Source organism: Bradyrhizobium sp. 195 (assembly GCF_023101665.1).
Lineage (GTDB): Bacteria > Pseudomonadota > Alphaproteobacteria > Rhizobiales > Xanthobacteraceae > Bradyrhizobium.
In genome coordinates, this window is record NZ_CP082161.1 from 608,298 (window position 1) to 624,780 (window position 16,483).

Genomic DNA, 16,483 nt, shown 5'->3' on the forward strand with positions numbered 1-16,483 from the left:
ATGACGTCGCGCGGTCGTTTGCTGGTCGCGGCGATCTTGCTGTCGATCTCGTCAGGCTCGCCGGTCTTCGCCGGCGATTGCGTGCCCGTGCCCCAGACGGTCGCGCCGGATCGGCTTGCCTCGCTGTCCCGTGGCTTCAATGCCGATGGCTGGATCAACGGCGCGGCCCCGAGTCGTGAACTGCTGCATCAGCTGCGCAGGGCGGGAATGAGCCATGTTCGCCTGCCGGTGCCGGCAGAGCGCGTGATGCCTCGTTTCGCTGCGAAGGCTGAGCGCGACGAGACGCTGCGCGTGCTCGACCAGGCGCTGAAGCAGCTCACCGCGCTCGGCTATTCCACGTCCGTCGATCTTCATCCCGGCGAGCGCTTCAATCGCCTGCACAAGGAGGATCCGGACGCGGCGCTGCGTCAGATGCAGGAGGCCTGGAGCGGTCTTGCGGAGGTCATCCGCTCCTATCCGGCCGATCGCATCTTCGCCGAGTTGCTCAACGAGCCCGACGTCGACGCCGACAAATGGCAAACCGAGGTCGAGGCGCTCGCCGTCTTCGTGCGCGGATTGCTTCCCAAGACAACCCTCGTTGTCGGTCCGGTCAATTGGCAGCGTGCGGACTCGCTGCCAAGGTTCCGGCCGCTGCCGGATCCCGACATCGTCTATGCCATTCACTTCTATGATCCGATGGTGTTCACCCATCAGGCCCACTGGGATGCACAGGATCCGCTGCACGACATCATCGATCTGCCTTATCCGATCAACGCCGGCGATCCCAAGGTTCGGGCGCTGCGCCAGGATTTGCAGGATCGGGGCGCAACCAGGACGCTCAGCATGCTCGACGTAGCGATTGCCGCCGCCAAGGACAGGCCGGGCGCCGATCGCTGGCTCGCGCCCGCGCTTCAATGGCAGCAGCAGTTTGCGCGACCGATCATCGTCAACGAATTCGGCGTGTTGAAAGCCGGCGCTCCCAGAGAGAGCCGGATGCGCTGGCTGGCGGAAGTCACCGCTTATGCCCGCGACCATTGCTGGGGCTGGGCGCATTGGGAACTGGCGCAGGGTTTTGGCCTCGTCGACCGCAACACCGGCAAGCCCGATCCCGACGTGATGCGGGCGCTGCTCGGCGCGCCACGGTCCGGCCGGCGCTGACCTCTCATCGCGTTCCGCTATCGTTAACGAATCCTTACACATCGCCCCGCTATCGTGCTCGACGCGCGATGCCAAAGGACGATCAATGAGCGCCGGGTCCTCACCTCAGGTTCAGACCGTGCAGGCCGGGCCATCGTCGCCTGTCTGGCACGAGCTGGTCGCGACGTTCTGCATCGCCGTGGCGGCGATCGGCTTTGCGCCGATCCTGCATCTCGCCAATCCGGCTCTGGGCATTGTCGTCGAGGTGCTCGTCGGCATCGCCATTGTCGTTAGCGTTCCGACCTATGCGCCGGCTATCGCGATCTTCGTTCTGTTCTTCCAGAACCTGTTCGTCTCGATCCTGTCGCCGCTGGTTCCGCTGCCGTCAGATCTCGACTTCATCAAGGGCTACAATTTCCTCGTCTGCTCCGTGATGTGGCTGGCAACGTTCGGCCTTTACGTGCTGGGCCGGAGAAGCCAGTCGGCTGAAGTGAATCAGATCATGCGCTGGGGTGTGATCACACTCGCGGTGGTGTCGCTGTATTTCGCGATCGGCTTCAGCCAGAACGGACAGCCGGCGGCGGTCTACCTCCGCAACATCGTGCTGCCGCTGTTCCTGTTTCAGCTGGCGCTGCTGACGGCCGCGACCTATGAGGTCCGCATCACGCCGTTCCTGGTGACGCTCGCGGTCATCCTCGTCTGTTGCGGCTATATCGAGCTCGCCTTCCGCGATGTCTGGCTGGCCATCACCAACGGCTATACGTTCTGGGGTTTCGACGAGCTCAAGGCGACCCATTCGGGCGTCTGGGAAGCCGAGATGCGGGCCACCGGCAACGTGCCGGTCACCCTCAAGGATCGTTTCAGCTTCGACTTCCTGAACACGCCCCTGCTCGAAGGGTTCGGCCTGTCGAAGATGCTGCGCATCCACGGTCCGAACATGCACCCGATCAGCTTCGCCTACGGGATCGGCTTTCTCGGCCTGTTCCTGTTCTCGGTGGGACGTCCGCTCCTGGCGCTTGCGGCGTTGCCGCTCCTGGTGTTCTGCAGCGTGAAGGGAGCGCTGATCGTCGTGGTCTTCGTGGTCGCGGCCTGGGTCTCGACCCGGCTGCTCGGCGCGGTGGTGACGCTGTTGCTCGGCTTCCTCGGCCTGATCGCCTTTGCGATTCTGGCGATCCGTGTCGGCCTGCAGATCGGCGACTATCACGTCATCGGCCTCATGGGCGGCCTGAACGGATTCTTGGAGAGACCGTTCGGCCGCGGCCTCGGCGTCGGCGGCAATTTGTCGGACAGCTATTTTTCCATCGACTGGAGTGCCGCGCAGGCGGCCGGGACGATCGATGGCGCGGTCGAAAGCGCGATCGGCGTGCTGCTCTACCAGATGGGCATCGCCGCCTTCGTGCCGCTTGCCTTCTATCTCGCGATGGCGCTCAAGGCCTGGCGGCTATACGCGTCGTCAGGATATCTGACGCAGGGTCTCGCCGGCTTCGGCGTCATGGTCGTGCTGCTCAACGGATTGTTTCAGGAAGAGGCCTTGTTCGCGCCGCTGGCGCTCGGACTCATGCTGTCGCTCACGGGCCTCGTCATCGGCAGCCATGTGAGAGTGCAGGCTGTCGCCCGCGAGGAGGCCGAGTTCGAGCAGCTGACGCGGTACCAGCCCGTGACGTAGGCCGGCGGAACGCCAAAGGTCCCGATGCGGCTCTCAGTCGCGCGCCCATCCAGGAACTTCCACTTTTTCCCGGCGTTGAACAGCGGCCCGCAGAGGCCGACGCACGCCATGAAGAACCTTTCCAACACCGAGTTCTCCCCTGAGGTGGTCGAGCTCATGACCACCGCTTTGGAAGCCGCGGTTGCCACGTTGCCGGAGCCCGTGCACTCTTCGCACGTCAACGCCCTCGCCGAATCCATTCTGCGCACGGCTGGTGCAGGCGAGCGCAACGTCGCGACTTTGCAGCGGATCGCCCTGATGGAGCTGCAACTGGCGCCGCGCAAATGATGAGGCCCGCATGAAGACGATCATTGTTGCCGCCGTTGCGCTGTCTGCCACCTTGTCCGTTGCCCGGGCCGACAGCTGGACCAGCTACCGGATTCCGGAGTCAGGGACCTCAGTCGACGTTCCCGTCTCGGTTTTCACGGAGACGGCCGGCAAGCCCGACGGCTACGGCCAGCAATTTCGCACGTCCGACGGCAGGGCCGATCTCACCGTCCAGGCCGTTGCCAACCGGCAGGGTCTTTCGCCGGCTGAATTCCTGGCCAGGAAGAATCCCCCGTCCGGGATCATCTACAAGCGCATCGCACCCGATTTCTTCGTGGTTTCCAGCATCAAGCGCGGCACAATCTGGTACGACCGCTGCAATTTCTCGCGGGGCTACGTGCACTGCGTGCTGGTCAATTATCCCGCGGCCGAGAAGCGGCAATGGGATCGGCTTGTCACGCGGATCAGCCACAGCCTGAGGGGCGGCTGAACCAGACCACGGAGAAAAGCTGCCCGGCTAAGCCGGGCAGCAGGTCGTGAGGATTAGCGCGCCGTCGTTGACGTGGTCGACATGGACGGCTTCGAACCCGGCACATGCGACATCGTCTTGGTGGTCGAACCGACCTCTTCACCGGCCTTGACCTTGGTGCGCGTGTGCGAGCGGCTGAACGTGCCGCCCTCATGGGCCTGCGCACGGGCGTTGGAATTCATCACCGGGCCGTTGCCCTTGTTCATGCTGACGCCGGTCCGGGCCTTGCCGTCGGCGGCTGCGGCGCTTCCGCCGGCCGCGATCGACGAGCCGGTGCTGCCCGTCGGTGACGTGGACGTGCCGCCCGTCCCGACCGTGGAAGCGGAGGTGCCGCCGGCTGCGGCCGAGCCGCCGCTGCCTCCTGTCATGCTCTTCTGTGCGACAACTGGCGAGGCGGCAGCAAGCAGAAGCGCGACCGCCGAGGTCGTGAGTAGAGTTCTCATGTCTCAATCCTCTCTGTGAATTCAGGGCGACGACGTCGAGATCGTGCAGCCGTTGACGGTGATGGTGCTGGCGCTGGTGGAGCCAGGCCCGCCCGCCGTCGACGACGAGCTCGAGACGTTGCCGCCGCCCGCCTGCACATGCACCGATGATCCGCCTGCCGAGCTCGAGCTCGAAAGCGAACCGCTCGACGACGTCGATCCGGTCGTGCCGGACCCCGATGCGCCGGCCGCGGTAATGCTGCCGTCGGCATGTTTTTCGACCGTGACCTTGCAGGTCTGGCCCGATGCATTCTTGCCGGTCTTTTCCATGGTTGCTGCCTGAGCCGCGCCACCCATCAGGGCCAACGCTGCGATCGCAATGATTGATCTGTTCATGCGAGTTCTCCTCCGACAAAGACGAAGGAGCGGCATCGCTGCCGCTCCTCGTTCAAGGCATCAATTCTTGTCCTTGTGGTGGCCCTTGCCTTTTTCCATGCCTCTGTCGCTGGCATGACCCGCAGACGAGCCGGCCGCGCCGACGGTCGAGCCGCTCTTGCCGTCACCGGCTGACGAGCCGCCCGTGCCGAGCGTCGATGCAGAGTTGGAGCCCGAACCTGCCGCAGAGCCGCCGGTGCCGACGCTGGACGAGCTCTTGCCGCCGCCCGCGGATGAGCCACCAGTGCCGAGCGTCGAAGCCGAGCCGCTACCCGAGCCGCTGCCGGCCGCCGAACCGCCCGTGCCCACGCTCGAGCTGCTGGTGCCGCCGCCTGCCGACGAGCCGCCGGTGCCGAGCGTCGAGGCAGAGCCCGAGCCGCTGCCGCCAGCCGAGGAGCCGCCGGTACCGACCGTCGAGTTGCTCGTGCCGCCGCCGGCCGAAGAACCGCCGGTGCCGACCGTCGAGCTCGATTGCGCAACGGCGAGCGCCGTGCCGGCCAGCAGCGCGGCCGCAGCCGCAGAAAGCTTCAGGATCCTCATGTCCGTTCCTCCATTGGTTTTCAAAACAAAGCGCCCGATCAGGCACGGGATAAATTGGCAACCGCCCGAACGTTCCTTAGGTCGGACACGTTGACGCGTTCTCTTCACGCCTGACGCGAAGTTCCGCGCGCGCAACGCGCAACGCACATCGCATCCATTCATCCGTTATTCATCTGCACGAAGCTTGTCGCCTCTTGCGTCGCAATCACGCGATGCCGGCAGCTCTCAGAATGCCCCGACCATCACCGGGCGCTCGAAGAGTCGACGCGAGGACGCCGAGCGCGCTGTGCGATTTGAGCGGAGACCGGCTGCGCGCGTCGCGCCGTGTCGAACTGCAGGCGCAGTTTTCGTCTCCGCCTTCGGTGTTTCGGCCATTGCCAACGCGTCGCTCAAGGCATGGCTTGGCGCCTCGGCGGCAATCAGCGGCGAGGCTGCCGCAGCGGCAATGCCGGTCGATGTGTCCAGGATGATCTTTTCAGGGAGAGCGTGGGCGGAACGGATTCGAATGATCGTTCGATCGACATCCGGGGCCGCAGACGCCGTCGCAAGCGGCGGCAGATTGCGGTCGAGTACGAAGAGTAGCGCCATGACGAATGCGCCTGCAAAAAGAAAATATCGAATGATGGGCATCAGGCGCTACCGATAGACGAGCCAAGGGCCATTGCAGGGGCGGGCCGCCAGGCGACAGCCCGCCATGCGTTGCGATCAGTCCACCTCTTGGACGACCATGCGGGTCTCGGGATCGACCAGCATGACGCGGCTGCCCGAATAGACGTAGCGATACTTGGTAAGCGAAGGGCCCCAATCGCTCGGCACCGTCGCGAGCTCGACGTCGCGCGGAACCGGCGAGCCGATCACGATCTTTTCGCGCGTTTCGACCGGACGAACCTTATGCTCGGTGACGTAAGACCGAATCCGGGTGCGATACTCCGGCTCGATCTGCACGGCAGCGCCATGGCCCGCACCGGTGGTGGTGACGACGGTGGACTGCGCCATCGCGCTCGTTGACACGAGCAGGGCGGCGGCTGAAATCAGCATGAACTTCTTCATCGCGTTCTCCTTCGCCGCTGCATGCGGCGCAGCGATGAACTCGCGATCAGGCTGACCGTTCCGCAACCGCCGGAACGTTTGCCGATATTTCCCGTTCTTGTCCGGGGCGCAATGCAACTGGAGGAGAGGAAAATGCCTGTCTTGATTCTCTGGGCCGTGCCCGCAATCGTCGTCCTCGGCGGCGGCATCTATCTCATCGGCCACATGCACTGAATGCAACGGGCCCCAGTTTCCGTCTGGGGTCCGCAATCGGCCTGGCCTGGAAGTTCGTGCGGTTAAACCAACGAACGCGCGGCGGCGTTCACGATTTCCGGTCGGTTGCGGCAGCTCGCTTTCGATGCGGTCGCAAGCTCAATGTAATCTCCTTCACACGCAAACGTGCCCATTGACGCTAGATGAACCAAGGCCTCGCCACCGCGCGGCCCAGTTCGGAGCTGGCGATGATGGCTGCACTGGCAAGGGCAATATCCCGCGCGACACGAACCAATTTCGACGTCGAGACTCTGAAGGTGCTGCTGATCTTCGCGGGCGCGGGCCTGCTGCTTTCCCTCGTAGCCACGATGATCTACCGGCAGGCCGCCAACGCCGCCTTGCTGTGAGATCGCGCTGAACCCGTCATCATCGAACCGTCACCGCTTTGTCATTCGCGCTCTATTGATCGCTGCTTCCTTCGCCGCGCATTGTGGAGGCTGATATGCATCTGACTGAGATGAACTCGTCCGACCGCCGGTCGATCCTGAAAGCTCTCGCGGCCGCCGCCGTCACGTCGCTGGCGGCACCGGCCATGGCAGCCGAGGGTCTGGCGGCCGAAGGTCTTCCGCCACAGCCGACCGGAGCGGCCGCCGCGATCGCCACCGACAAGGCCTATTGGGCGGAGGTCAAGCGGCTCTATGCCGTGACGTCAGACGTCGTCAATTTCGAGAACGGCTATTGGGGCATCATGACTGAACCCGTGCGGCGCGAGTTCATTCGCCAGTCCGACATGATCAATTATCAGAACACCTACTACGCGCGGCAGCGCGCGGGTGCGGATTTCGAGGCCGTGCGCGTCAAGGTGGCGGAGGCGGTCGGCGCGGGGGTCGAGGAGATCGCGCTCACCCGCGGCGCCACCGAAGCGTTGCAGCACCTCATCGGCGGCTACAACAGGCTGAAGCCCGGCGACGGCGTGCTCTATGCCGACCTCGACTATGATTCGATGCAGTATGCGATGAATGCGCTCAGGGCGCGCCGCGGCGTCGACGTGGTCAAGTTCGACGTGCCGGAGCCCGCCACGCGCCAGGCGGTGCTCGACGCCTATGCCCGCGCCATCGAGGCGAACCCGAAGACGAGACTTCTGCTGCTGACCCATGTCAGCCACCGCACCGGCTTGGTGATGCCGGTCGCCGAGATCGCCCGCATGGCGAAGGCCAAGGGCATCGACACCATCGTCGACGCCGCGCATTCCTGGGGGCAGATCGACTTCAAGGTGAGTGAGCTCGAGGCTGATTTCGTCGGCTTCAATCTGCACAAATGGATCGGCGCCCCGCTCGGCGTCGGCTTCCTCTACATCAGGAAGGACCGCCTCGCGGCCATCGATCGTGACATGGGCGACGAGGATTTTGCCGAGAGCGACATCCGCTCGCGGGTGCATACCGGCACGGTCAATTTCGCGACGGTGCTGACGGTGCCGACGGCCGTGGCGCTGCATCAGCAGATCGGCGCCGCGGCAAAGCAGGCCCGCCTGCGCCATTTGCGCGACTATTGGGTGAGCCGCGTCCGCGGATTCAAGGACATCGAGATTTTGACGCCGGACGAAGCCGGCTCCTACGGCGCGATCACGTCGTTCCGCCTCGCCGGCAAGACCAGCAAGGTCGACAACGAGGCCATCGTGGTGAAGCTGAGGGACAGCCACAAGGTCATGACGGTGCGCCGGACCGGCGTCGCCAAGGGCCAGTGCATCCGCGTGACGCCGGCGCTGTTCACCGACGAGGCCGATCTCGACCGCCTCGTCGAGGCGCTGGCGATCGTCACCGGTACGAAGACGGGGTGAAGCTGCGCGCTCACCGGCGCCGCTTAGCCTCATCCTTGAGGAGACCGCCACCGGCTCCGCGCAAAGCGCGGCCCGATGACAGGCTCCGCGGTCGTCTCGAACAAGGACGAGGCGCGCGCTCAGGCTGCTCAAGATATCATGTGCGACGTCGTGGCCGAAGGCGTCTCGCCAACCGCCTCAACGCCACCCAAGCGAAGGCGCAACATGCGTCAAAATCGCCTCGATCGCATGCGCGCAATAGGCGACGCCGAGCTGGTTCGGGATCGTCAACAGCAACGTATCGGCCTCGGCGATGGCCTCGTCCTGGCGAAGCTGCTCGATCAGCACATCCGGCTCGGCCGCATAACTCCGGCCGAAGATCGCCCGGGTCTGCGGATCGATGAAGCCGATCTGGTCTTCGCCGCCGCGCTCTCCGCCGAAATAGGCGCGGTCGCGATCGTTCATCAGTGCGAAGATGCTGCGGCTGACGGACACCCGGGGCTCACGGGTGTGGCCGGCCTCTTTCCACGCCGCGCGGTAGCTACGGATCTGCGCGGCCTGCTGCACGTGAAAAGCCTCGCCCGTCTCGTCGTTCTTCAGCGTCGAGCTCTGCAGATTCATGCCGAGCCTGGCCGCCCACACCGCGGTGGCGTTCGAGCCGGCGCCCCACCAGATCCGCTCGCGCAGGCCCTGCGCATGCGGCTCGATGCGCAGCAGTCCCGGCGGGTTCGGAAACATCGGCTGCGGATTGGGTTCGGCAAAACCTTCGCCGCGGAGCAGGTCGAGGAAGACCTCCGCATGCCGCCGGCCCATGTCGGCGTCGCTCTGGCCGTCAGCCGGACGATAGCCGAAATAGCGCCAGCCATCGATCACCTGCTCGGGCGAGCCGCGGCTGATGCCGAGCTGAAGCCGGCCGCCGGCGATGAGGTCGGCGCTGCCGGCGTCCTCCACCATGTAGAGCGGGTTCTCGTAGCGCATGTCGATCACGGCGGTGCCGATCTCGATCGTGCTTGTCCTGGCGCCGACGGCGGCGAGCAACGGAAAGGGCGAAGCCAGCTGGCGCGCGAAATGATGCACGCGGAAATAGGCGCCGTCGGCGCCTAGCTGTTCCGCCGCGACCGCAAGCTCGATCGATTGCAGCAGCGTATCGCGAGCAGAGCGGGTCTGCGATTGCGGCGAGGGCGTCCAGTGTCCGAAGGAGAGGAATCCGATCTTTTTCATGAGGGCAAGATATGGATGATCGGAACAGTTTGCGAGACGTCGACCGGAGGAAAGATGGCGGCAAGGCGTGTGCCCGTAAGCGCCTCTTGGAGGAAGCAGGCAAGGGTGTGGACTGCCCGTGGAGTCTTCAGATTTCGCAGCCGGTCATATTCAAAGCCTTGAGCAAGCCGCCGAACGCCTTGAGTCGACAGGGCTCGGTCTCGCTGGCGGCCTTTGCGCGCTGAACATTGGCGGTTCGCTTGACAACGATTGGCTTTGGCCTCGGCTTGGGAGGTTTGGTGGTCGCGATCGTTTTCGGATTGTGCCGATGACGGACGATCGGCTCCGGCGCGGGCGAACCGGCATGGATGTCTTGCGGAGCAACCGGGTTTTCGGCTGAAGCTGCCTCTGTCGGCATCGCGTTGCTCACAGCGGCAACCTCGAGGCGATCGGCCTTCGCCGACGCGTTATACGAAGCGGAGATGCTTGCGCTCTGCTCGGCAAGCGGCTGGACGATTGCGACGGCGCGACGCGGTGGAGCTCTCAGCTCCATGGCCGACAGCACTCCGACACTGAACAGGATCAGGAGGCCCAACAGCGCCATTCTCAGCATTACGCACCTCTGAACCGAGTTCGTGCCGCTGAAAATTCTCCGCGCCAATGAGGCAACTTTGCCGGCGGCTGCCGTCCCGCGACGATTCATTTGCCGACAGGGTTAACGTCGGCGATGCTCATGCACGTGCCGAGAGTGCCGCCGCTTACGTGTGGCTTCCGCGCGCAGACCGTACCCGGCCACACAAGATCGTCTGTTCGGCCCTGAACGGAACATCACGAGAGCCATCGTCATGTCTGCTGTTTGAGGGAAACCGGACATCGCCTGACCCATCGGCCGACAGCTGCTTTTGACCCGTTGCGGAAACGAGGTGGGGAGGTTCAGGTCAGGGCCGGATACCCGGCGAAGCGGCGACGATTTCAGGCCCGGTCTTCCCCAGCTTCACTGGGCCACGCCGAAGTGGGTCGCATCGCCCGTTTCATTTGACGCGTCGGCAGAACCAAACGCGAGTTCAGGCTGGATCGATAGAAAAGATATCGTCGACTTCGGGACGCATGGCGTCGCGGCATTCGCACGCCACCGCTGCGAGCCGCGATGGGTCGATCTCGATTTCGCCTCGCCGTTCAGATCTGATCGCTCCGGAAGCGCGCAGATTGCGCATCAGGAGGGTCACCGTCGTCCGTCGCACACCCAGTATTTGCGAAAGCGTCTCCTGGGTGAGCGGGAGGACGTCGTGGTCGACGCGGTCGCGAAGATGGAGCAGCCAGCGTGCCATGCGGGCTTGGACCGGATGCAGCGCATTGCAGGCTCCGCCGATTTGCAGCTGTATCAGCATCGCCTTGAAGTGAAGCTGGATAGCGTGGCGGATCGCGGGGCTTCGGCTAAAAGCCGCGTGGAATCGCGATGCGGGGATCCGCGAGGCGGTGCCGGCGGCACGAACGATGGCGGTAACGGCCACAGGGGACGGCCCCAGCACGGAAAGAGTGCCTACTGCTCCCTCGCGCCCTATCGCAGCGCTGGCGACCGTCTGCCCGTTCGCCATGTCGATCATCACCGAAATGGCGCCACTATGAGGGAAGAGGACGTGCTCGGTCTGGTCGCCCGCCCGCGAGATGACCGCGTCCCGATCGAGCGCGACCAACTCCAGCTCGGATGCCAGCAGACCGAAATCTGCCACCGGTAGTGCAGCGAGAAGGCGGTTCCCAATTCCGCTGGGATGCGTCACCGGAGCCCACCGCGAACCGTATTTCGAGTGGCATAGGGCGGCAAACTCGAACTTTGTTTGAAACCGCGTACGCTTCGCGCTGCGAAATCCAATTCAGCTGCGGAAGCTCTCATCTCAAAAACAAAACTCCAAACACACGGCGACGGTTTGTCTTGCGCCATCGTTGAGGACATAGATTCAAGCGCGACGCGGCACAAATGCAAAATGCGTATGGGTAACACCATAGGGGGTTCCATTTTCCGGAGCGCGGCAAACGCTGCGGTGAGAGAGACGCGCGAACCATGCCTCTCACAGCGATCGCGCGATCTACGCGATATGAGCACAAGCTGCTGGAAGCGGCGTTTAGGAACTCCGCCAGCACACTGGCGGACGCTTGCTCCATCGGCCGCAGAGCCGTTCGGTGCCACGTCATCGACCCTCAAACCGATCACGTCGCAGCCCCGGAGCTTGCTGTCGATCGCGACCTTGGTCCGGATCGACCAAACGTGGCTCGATCAATAGGAACAGATCGTGCTGATATGGGTTCCCACTGGATTGTTTGGTTCGTGCGTTCGATAAGGGGACATCCAAGATGGCCCTCCTGCCGAGTCCTGGGAATAGACTCTTGGCAGCATTGCCACCTGACGATTTCGACTTGCTCGCGCCTCACCTTCAGCGGATGTCATTTGGGCCCGACGCCGTATTGGTGCGAATGGAAGAACAGTTCGAACATGTCTATTTTCCAATTAGTGGAGTTGTAGCCTTCCTGGTCGAGATGTCGGATGGACACACGGTGGCCTCCACGCTGATGGGCTCGGAAGGAGCGGTTGGCGCTCTCTCGGTGCTCAGTTCATTACGATCGCCTGTGACGGCTACAGCCTATGTGGCCGGCAGTGCGTTGCGGATACCCTCCTCAAAATTGAAGTATGCTTTTGAGCAAAGCGCCGCGGTTAAACATGTCCTGCGACTTCACCTCGGCACACAGCTTTTGCAGCTCCAGAACGTGGCGGCCTGCAACGCAGTGCATCCGGTCGAATGCCGGATGGCGCGGTGGTTGCTCGAGCTGCATGATCGGGTTGCGGGCGACGTAATTCAGCTGACGCAGGAGGCGCTTGCACAGCTGTTGGGGGTGCGACGAACCACTGTGACACTAACAATGAACAAGCTTCGCGGAGCTGGCTGCATCAAACCCGATCGTCGCGGACTGCTCAACATCGAGCGAACCCAACTGGAGGGTATTGCTTGCGAGTGCTATGGTGTCATGCGAGGCCGAATTGATCGCATGTGCAGTCAGGAGCTATCATGCGAAGCGGGTGGAAACGGGAAAGTTTCAATGAGGCCGAGTGAAGCATAAGGGCAGGCGGCTTGAGGCATGCACCAGCTACCGTTGCCGGCACGTCGCGTGATGTCCGTTCTTGCGCAAACGTAGCGCATCCCACCGCAGCTAGCGCCGTGCTCCTTTGCAATGCTTACGCTGAGGAAGGAACTTCCCATCCCTTGCGATATCCCTGTTATGCACCGTCAGTGCCTGACATACCTTCGTCTGTGTTGACAATCTCAAAAAAAGTTTGAGGGAGAGTCATAAACCGAACCGACATTCCCGCTTCTCGCAGCACAAAGTCATACCGGGTCGGGGCTAGATCAAGGCTCATCCAAAATCTGATCGAACACAGAGCGTGAGCTCTCGTGACGCAAGCGAGCGTTGCGAGGAATGCTTTCGCTTGAGAAAGGGAATGTTGCGTGACTGAAAGCCAAATGAACTTGCCGCCGAACGGAACGAACGTTTTCGCGATGCCATGGTTGGATTTCTCGAAGGCCATGTTGCCTGGCGTGGGGCGCGAGCTTGCCGAGCAGGGCCTCGCCCGCGCACGGGAAGGGTGCGAGAAGATCAAGGTCGCATCGGAAGAGATGACGCAGGCGCTGCGTGAGACCTATTCGAGCAATGCGAGATGCACGACCGACTACGGGCTCAAGGTGTTCGAAATCTCAAACGCCAATGCCGCTTCTGCGCTCGATTTCTTCGTCCATCTGTTCGGCACCAAATCTGCGACCGACGCCTATACATTGTCGGCGGCGCAAGCCCGCAAGGCGTTCGACACCGCCTCTGACCAGAACAGGGAATTGTGGGCGCTTGCCCAGAAGCTCGCGACGGAAACGGGTGAGCCGATCAGGAAGCACTTCACCAGGGTCCTCCACCCAGGCGGCTAAAAGCGCGTTCAATTTCACATTCCGATTCGTTTGAAGAGGAGATCCGGCTGGTTGGAACTCGCCCAACTGAGCGAGCACGCTCCACGGCCCCATGCTCGACCAACAAGGTGCGCGATGCCTCTCAAGGCCCGGCACCGACGAGAGGCGCATTCCAACCGGCCGTTGTTTTTCTGCAAACTACAACAAGACAAATCGCAAGGGAGGCAACATGGGAATGGTCATGGTCAAATGTCCACAAACCGGACACGCGATTCCCACTGGCATCAAGACTGATAGCGAGAGCTTTGGACGCCGCGCGGTGTTTTTCTCGCGCACCCGTTGTCCGATCTGCCGCACCGATCATTCGTGGTTCGCGCGGGAAGCCTGGGTCGACGAGCCGCGCATCCGCACCGCGAGCTGGCGTCTGGCACCGGATTACGGATGCAATGGCCGCCGGTCATGACGCGGCGGTGCAGATGATCGACACCTGCGCGCAACCTGATCGAACGGTCCTTCAACAAGATCAGGCAATGTCGTCGTGTCGCGACCCGATATGACAAGCTTGCAGCCAACTATGTGGGCGTTCGTCAAATTTGCATCAATGCGTGAATTTGGCTGCGTCGCCCAGACGTTCCAACGCGAACGGTCCCGGGCATCCCCGGGGCTGGACCGAGACGCACCGAGATCGCCCGACGCGCCGACTCGACGCCGGACGCCAGTCGATATCGGGCCCAGGATTCAAGCGCGGGATCTCAAATGATACAGTGTCTTAGATTGTAGTTCGCAGGCGACCCTCATTGAAAGGCACCGCGTCAAGGACGACATGACGCATGAGTTGGTGCTGGTGGACCACAGCTCAGGGCCTTGATCTTTCCAGCAGCGTTAAACGCCAAGACCGCGTTCACTACATTTTCCCCGCTGATGTACGAGATCACTGTCCCACCTTGCGAAGGCTGAAGATCGTCCAGCTCGGCAGCGGGGTATTTCCGCATACGAGCAGCCCAGTATGCTCGGAGGCCTTCTCTGCCGGTGATAGTCAGTGCGTCACAACCGCAGTAGACCACTGCATCTTCGGCGTACATCTCGAGTATCGCTTCGACATCGCCGGCACGGTAGGCATCGAGCCAGTCGACGGCAGTGGCCATCGGGTCAAAGGACATACAAGCACCTCCCACCGTCCAATAATCCGAGATTTGGCCGGGGTAACCAGCTAAGTCTCTTCCAATCGATTCTTGAATTTTGATGGTCTCGCTCGGCTAGGGCTATATGCCGAAGGTCATAAGGCGGTTATTTGCCCGCCGGCCTCTGATGCCAGCATGTCGGTCTATCTTGTACTTCTGACGGGCTCAGCTGTTCTGTCGCTCGTGGCTGGCTCGATGATCCATCGCGCATGCCTTCTGCACTTCGTTAACAAGTCGGCTCTCTGGACGGGCCGATTGCCATCTATAGGTGGCCCGGATCGGGCTTTTTTCTTCATTTAACGTCTGCATCTGGCCCCGGTGGCGAAGTTCAGGATGGCTCAGATATGGTCTGCTGATCGGGGGAGGCCGGAAGTGACACGCCGCCAGTCAAACCGGAGCTGTTGACCTCAAGCGAACGCGTAAGAAGCTTGTGCTTTGAATTGCTCCGCCCTCGAGATTTTGGTTAATCTTGACGGCGATAGCTACAGCCGCCTGCCAGACCGCAGTGTAATGAGGCACTGAAGGGGAGTGAAGGGATTGGGCCGGGTAACGCTTCGACGCAAGTTAGCTGCCATCGTTGCAGCCGACGTAGCAGGTTATTCTCGTTTGATAAGTCATGACGAGACCGCCACCATTCAAATACTTTCCGCTTATCGCCAAATTGTGGATGGGCTTATCTCTGATTTCGGCGGCCGGATAGCGAACACAGCGGGCGATAGTATTCTCGCCGAGTTTCCGAGCGCAACGGACGCGGTTGAATGTTGCGTGGCCGTTCAGCTTCGCATGTTTGAGGCTGAGAGGGGGCAGCCGGAAGACCTAGCGCTCCGGTTTCGGATAGGCATTCATTTGGGCGACGTGGTCGTTCAGGGGGATGATCTCCTCGGGGACGGAGTTAACATCGCAGCACGATTAGAAGGCATCGCCGACCCCGGAGGTATTTGCATATCCGGAGCCGTCTTCGACCAGATCGATGGAAAGATCGGTCACCCTATCGAACCTCTTGGGCTTCAGACTCTTAAAAATATCGCGCGCCCGGTCGAAGCCTACGCAATTCAGTTACGAAGTCGCCTGGCCTCTTCAGAGACGGCAAATCCCTCCTCATCGAAGTTTCAGCAGGAGGTTCGATATTGCCGATCTGAGGACGGTGTCCGATTGGCTTATTCAGTCGTTGGCAATGGTCCCATTCTGTTGAAGTCAGCGAATTGGATCAATCATTTAGAGCTCGATTGGGAGCTTCCTCTGTATCGTCACCTCTTCGTAGGTTTGACGAAGCGGCACAAACTCGTTCGGTATGACGCACGCGGCAACGGCTTGTCTGATTGGGACCAAAGTGAACTGTCGCTGGACGCCTGGGTAAATGACATGGAGGCTGTCGCAGATGCAGTCGGCCTCGAACGCTTTCCTATCTTTGGTTTTTCGCAGGGATGCGCGGTGTCGATTGCGTATGCGGTCCGCCATCCCGAAAGAGTATCCAGGCTCATCTTGTTCGGTGGCTTCGTGACCGGCAGATTCAAGAGGCCTTCGATCACCGCTGCAGACCTTGAGCGATACAAAGCTACGGCAACCCTCATCAGACTGGGATGGAGCTCTGAAGATCCAACGTTCCGACAGATGTTGGCCTCGCAACTAATACCGGGCGCTACTAAGGAACAAGCGCTTGCCTTCAATGAAATGCAACGACGGAGTTTGTCAGCGGAAAGCGCTGCCAGATACTACGAAACTGTAAGTAACTTCGACGTCCGCGACCTTCTTCCGCAGGTATCTGTCCCGACGCTCGTGCTGCATTTCAGAGATGATGCCATGGTTCCGCTGGAGCAGGGTCGGCTGATGGGCGCCGGAATAAAGGGCGCAAAATTCGTTTCCTTACCCGGCAAGAACCATCTGCCCTTGGAAAACGATCCGGGCATGCCGCAGTTTTTCGACGAACTGGACTCGTTCCTTCGGGCAGACTAAGCGGCTTCGACCGATGTCTTGCGAATGTCAGCAAGTGGCCGTTAGCCGATTCGCAGGGGCGAACTGGCCATGTCCGGTTCTGACGGCAGAACGGTACGACCTAATTCGCGGGCTAAGGGTCATGCCCGCACGC

19 protein-coding genes and 1 pseudogene are annotated in these 16,483 nt (G+C 61.9%); 12 read left to right on the forward strand and 8 right to left on the reverse strand.

The features are described from left to right. From IVB26_RS02785 to IVB26_RS02800, 4 genes are all read left to right on the forward strand, one after another. Entirely contained in the window at nt 1–1,137 is a 1,137-nt protein-coding gene (locus IVB26_RS02785; RefSeq protein WP_247970513.1) for a glycoside hydrolase family 5 protein, read from the forward strand. Nucleotides 1,138–1,222: 85 nt separating this feature from the next. Then, nucleotides 1,223–2,782 (forward strand): hypothetical protein, encoded by a 1,560-nt coding sequence (locus IVB26_RS02790; protein ID WP_247970514.1) that lies wholly within the window; start codon nt 1,223–1,225, stop codon nt 2,780–2,782. Between the two features lie 108 nt (nt 2,783–2,890). Next, nucleotides 2,891–3,109: a hypothetical protein gene (locus IVB26_RS02795; protein ID WP_247970515.1), complete on the forward strand. Its 219-nt coding sequence runs from the start codon at nt 2,891–2,893 to the stop codon at nt 3,107–3,109. A gap of 10 nt (nt 3,110–3,119) precedes the next feature. Continuing rightward, on the forward strand, nt 3,120–3,578 hold the full coding sequence (locus IVB26_RS02800) for a hypothetical protein (protein WP_247970516.1): 459 nt from the start codon (nt 3,120–3,122) through the stop codon (nt 3,576–3,578). Between the two features lie 53 nt (nt 3,579–3,631). Here IVB26_RS02800 and IVB26_RS02805 read toward each other — a convergent pair whose 3' ends face one another. From IVB26_RS02805 to IVB26_RS02820, 4 genes are all read right to left on the reverse strand, one after another. Next, nucleotides 3,632–4,060 carry a hypothetical protein gene (locus tag IVB26_RS02805; RefSeq protein WP_247970517.1) on the reverse strand — a complete coding sequence of 143 codons (429 nt, stop codon included), beginning with the start codon at nt 4,058–4,060 and terminating at the stop codon, nt 3,632–3,634. A gap of 21 nt (nt 4,061–4,081) precedes the next feature. Beyond that, complete coding sequence (locus IVB26_RS02810; RefSeq protein WP_247970518.1) at nt 4,082–4,435, reverse strand: hypothetical protein; 354 nt, start codon at nt 4,433–4,435, stop codon at nt 4,082–4,084. A 60-nt stretch (nt 4,436–4,495) separates the two neighbouring features. After that, the gene (locus IVB26_RS02815; protein WP_247319303.1) at nt 4,496–5,014 is read right to left on the reverse strand and encodes a hypothetical protein; all 519 of its coding nucleotides are present in this window, start codon (nt 5,012–5,014) and stop codon (nt 4,496–4,498) included. A gap of 705 nt (nt 5,015–5,719) precedes the next feature. Next, nucleotides 5,720–6,064, reverse strand: a complete 345-nt coding sequence (locus tag IVB26_RS02820; RefSeq protein ID WP_246922203.1) for a DUF1236 domain-containing protein — start codon at nt 6,062–6,064, stop codon at nt 5,720–5,722. A gap of 21 nt (nt 6,065–6,085) precedes the next feature. On the opposite strand from IVB26_RS02820, the gene IVB26_RS02825 reads away from it, so the two are divergent. The 3 genes from IVB26_RS02825 to IVB26_RS02835 all read left to right on the forward strand — a co-directional run bounded on the left by IVB26_RS02825 (nt 6,086) and on the right by IVB26_RS02835 (nt 8,093). Continuing rightward, nucleotides 6,086–6,277 carry a hypothetical protein gene (locus tag IVB26_RS02825; RefSeq protein WP_247970519.1) on the forward strand — a complete coding sequence of 64 codons (192 nt, stop codon included), beginning with the start codon at nt 6,086–6,088 and terminating at the stop codon, nt 6,275–6,277. Between the two features lie 227 nt (nt 6,278–6,504). Further along, a complete protein-coding gene (locus IVB26_RS02830) occupies nt 6,505–6,663 on the forward strand; it encodes a hypothetical protein (protein ID WP_247970520.1) in 159 nt (52 codons plus the stop codon). A 95-nt stretch (nt 6,664–6,758) separates the two neighbouring features. Further along, nucleotides 6,759–8,093, forward strand: coding sequence for an aminotransferase class V-fold PLP-dependent enzyme (locus tag IVB26_RS02835; protein WP_247970521.1), 1,335 nt, complete (start codon nt 6,759–6,761; stop codon nt 8,091–8,093). Nucleotides 8,094–8,270: 177 nt separating this feature from the next. Here IVB26_RS02835 and IVB26_RS02840 read toward each other — a convergent pair whose 3' ends face one another. The 3 genes from IVB26_RS02840 to IVB26_RS02850 form a co-directional block, all read right to left on the reverse strand. Then, the gene (locus tag IVB26_RS02840) at nt 8,271–9,293 is read right to left on the reverse strand and encodes an LLM class flavin-dependent oxidoreductase (RefSeq protein WP_247970522.1); all 1,023 of its coding nucleotides are present in this window, start codon (nt 9,291–9,293) and stop codon (nt 8,271–8,273) included. A gap of 127 nt (nt 9,294–9,420) precedes the next feature. Beyond that, complete coding sequence (locus IVB26_RS02845) at nt 9,421–9,702, reverse strand: hypothetical protein (protein WP_247970523.1); 282 nt, start codon at nt 9,700–9,702, stop codon at nt 9,421–9,423. A gap of 634 nt (nt 9,703–10,336) precedes the next feature. Continuing rightward, the gene (locus IVB26_RS02850; protein WP_247970524.1) at nt 10,337–11,050 is read right to left on the reverse strand and encodes a Crp/Fnr family transcriptional regulator; all 714 of its coding nucleotides are present in this window, start codon (nt 11,048–11,050) and stop codon (nt 10,337–10,339) included. Between the two features lie 604 nt (nt 11,051–11,654). Here IVB26_RS02850 and IVB26_RS02855 point away from each other — a divergent pair. From IVB26_RS02855 to IVB26_RS02870, 4 genes and pseudogenes are all read left to right on the forward strand, one after another. Then, nucleotides 11,655–12,383 (forward strand): Crp/Fnr family transcriptional regulator, encoded by a 729-nt coding sequence (locus IVB26_RS02855; protein ID WP_247970525.1) that lies wholly within the window; start codon nt 11,655–11,657, stop codon nt 12,381–12,383. Nucleotides 12,384–12,769: 386 nt separating this feature from the next. Continuing rightward, nucleotides 12,770–13,237 (forward strand): phasin family protein, encoded by a 468-nt coding sequence (locus tag IVB26_RS02860; RefSeq protein WP_247970526.1) that lies wholly within the window; start codon nt 12,770–12,772, stop codon nt 13,235–13,237. Nucleotides 13,238–13,445: 208 nt separating this feature from the next. After that, on the forward strand, nt 13,446–13,679 hold the full coding sequence (locus IVB26_RS02865) for a hypothetical protein (RefSeq protein WP_247970527.1): 234 nt from the start codon (nt 13,446–13,448) through the stop codon (nt 13,677–13,679). Between the two features lie 29 nt (nt 13,680–13,708). Further along, a pseudogene (locus IVB26_RS02870) lies at nt 13,709–13,825 on the forward strand (IS5/IS1182 family transposase); the annotation flags it as partial. A gap of 203 nt (nt 13,826–14,028) precedes the next feature. Here the strand turns inward: IVB26_RS02870 and IVB26_RS02875 are convergent. Further along, nucleotides 14,029–14,376 carry a YybH family protein gene (locus tag IVB26_RS02875; RefSeq protein WP_247970528.1) on the reverse strand — a complete coding sequence of 116 codons (348 nt, stop codon included), beginning with the start codon at nt 14,374–14,376 and terminating at the stop codon, nt 14,029–14,031. A 558-nt stretch (nt 14,377–14,934) separates the two neighbouring features. On the opposite strand from IVB26_RS02875, the gene IVB26_RS02880 reads away from it, so the two are divergent. Then, entirely contained in the window at nt 14,935–16,350 is a 1,416-nt protein-coding gene (locus tag IVB26_RS02880) for an alpha/beta fold hydrolase (RefSeq protein WP_247970529.1), read from the forward strand. Nucleotides 16,351–16,483: the final 133 nt, after the last annotated feature.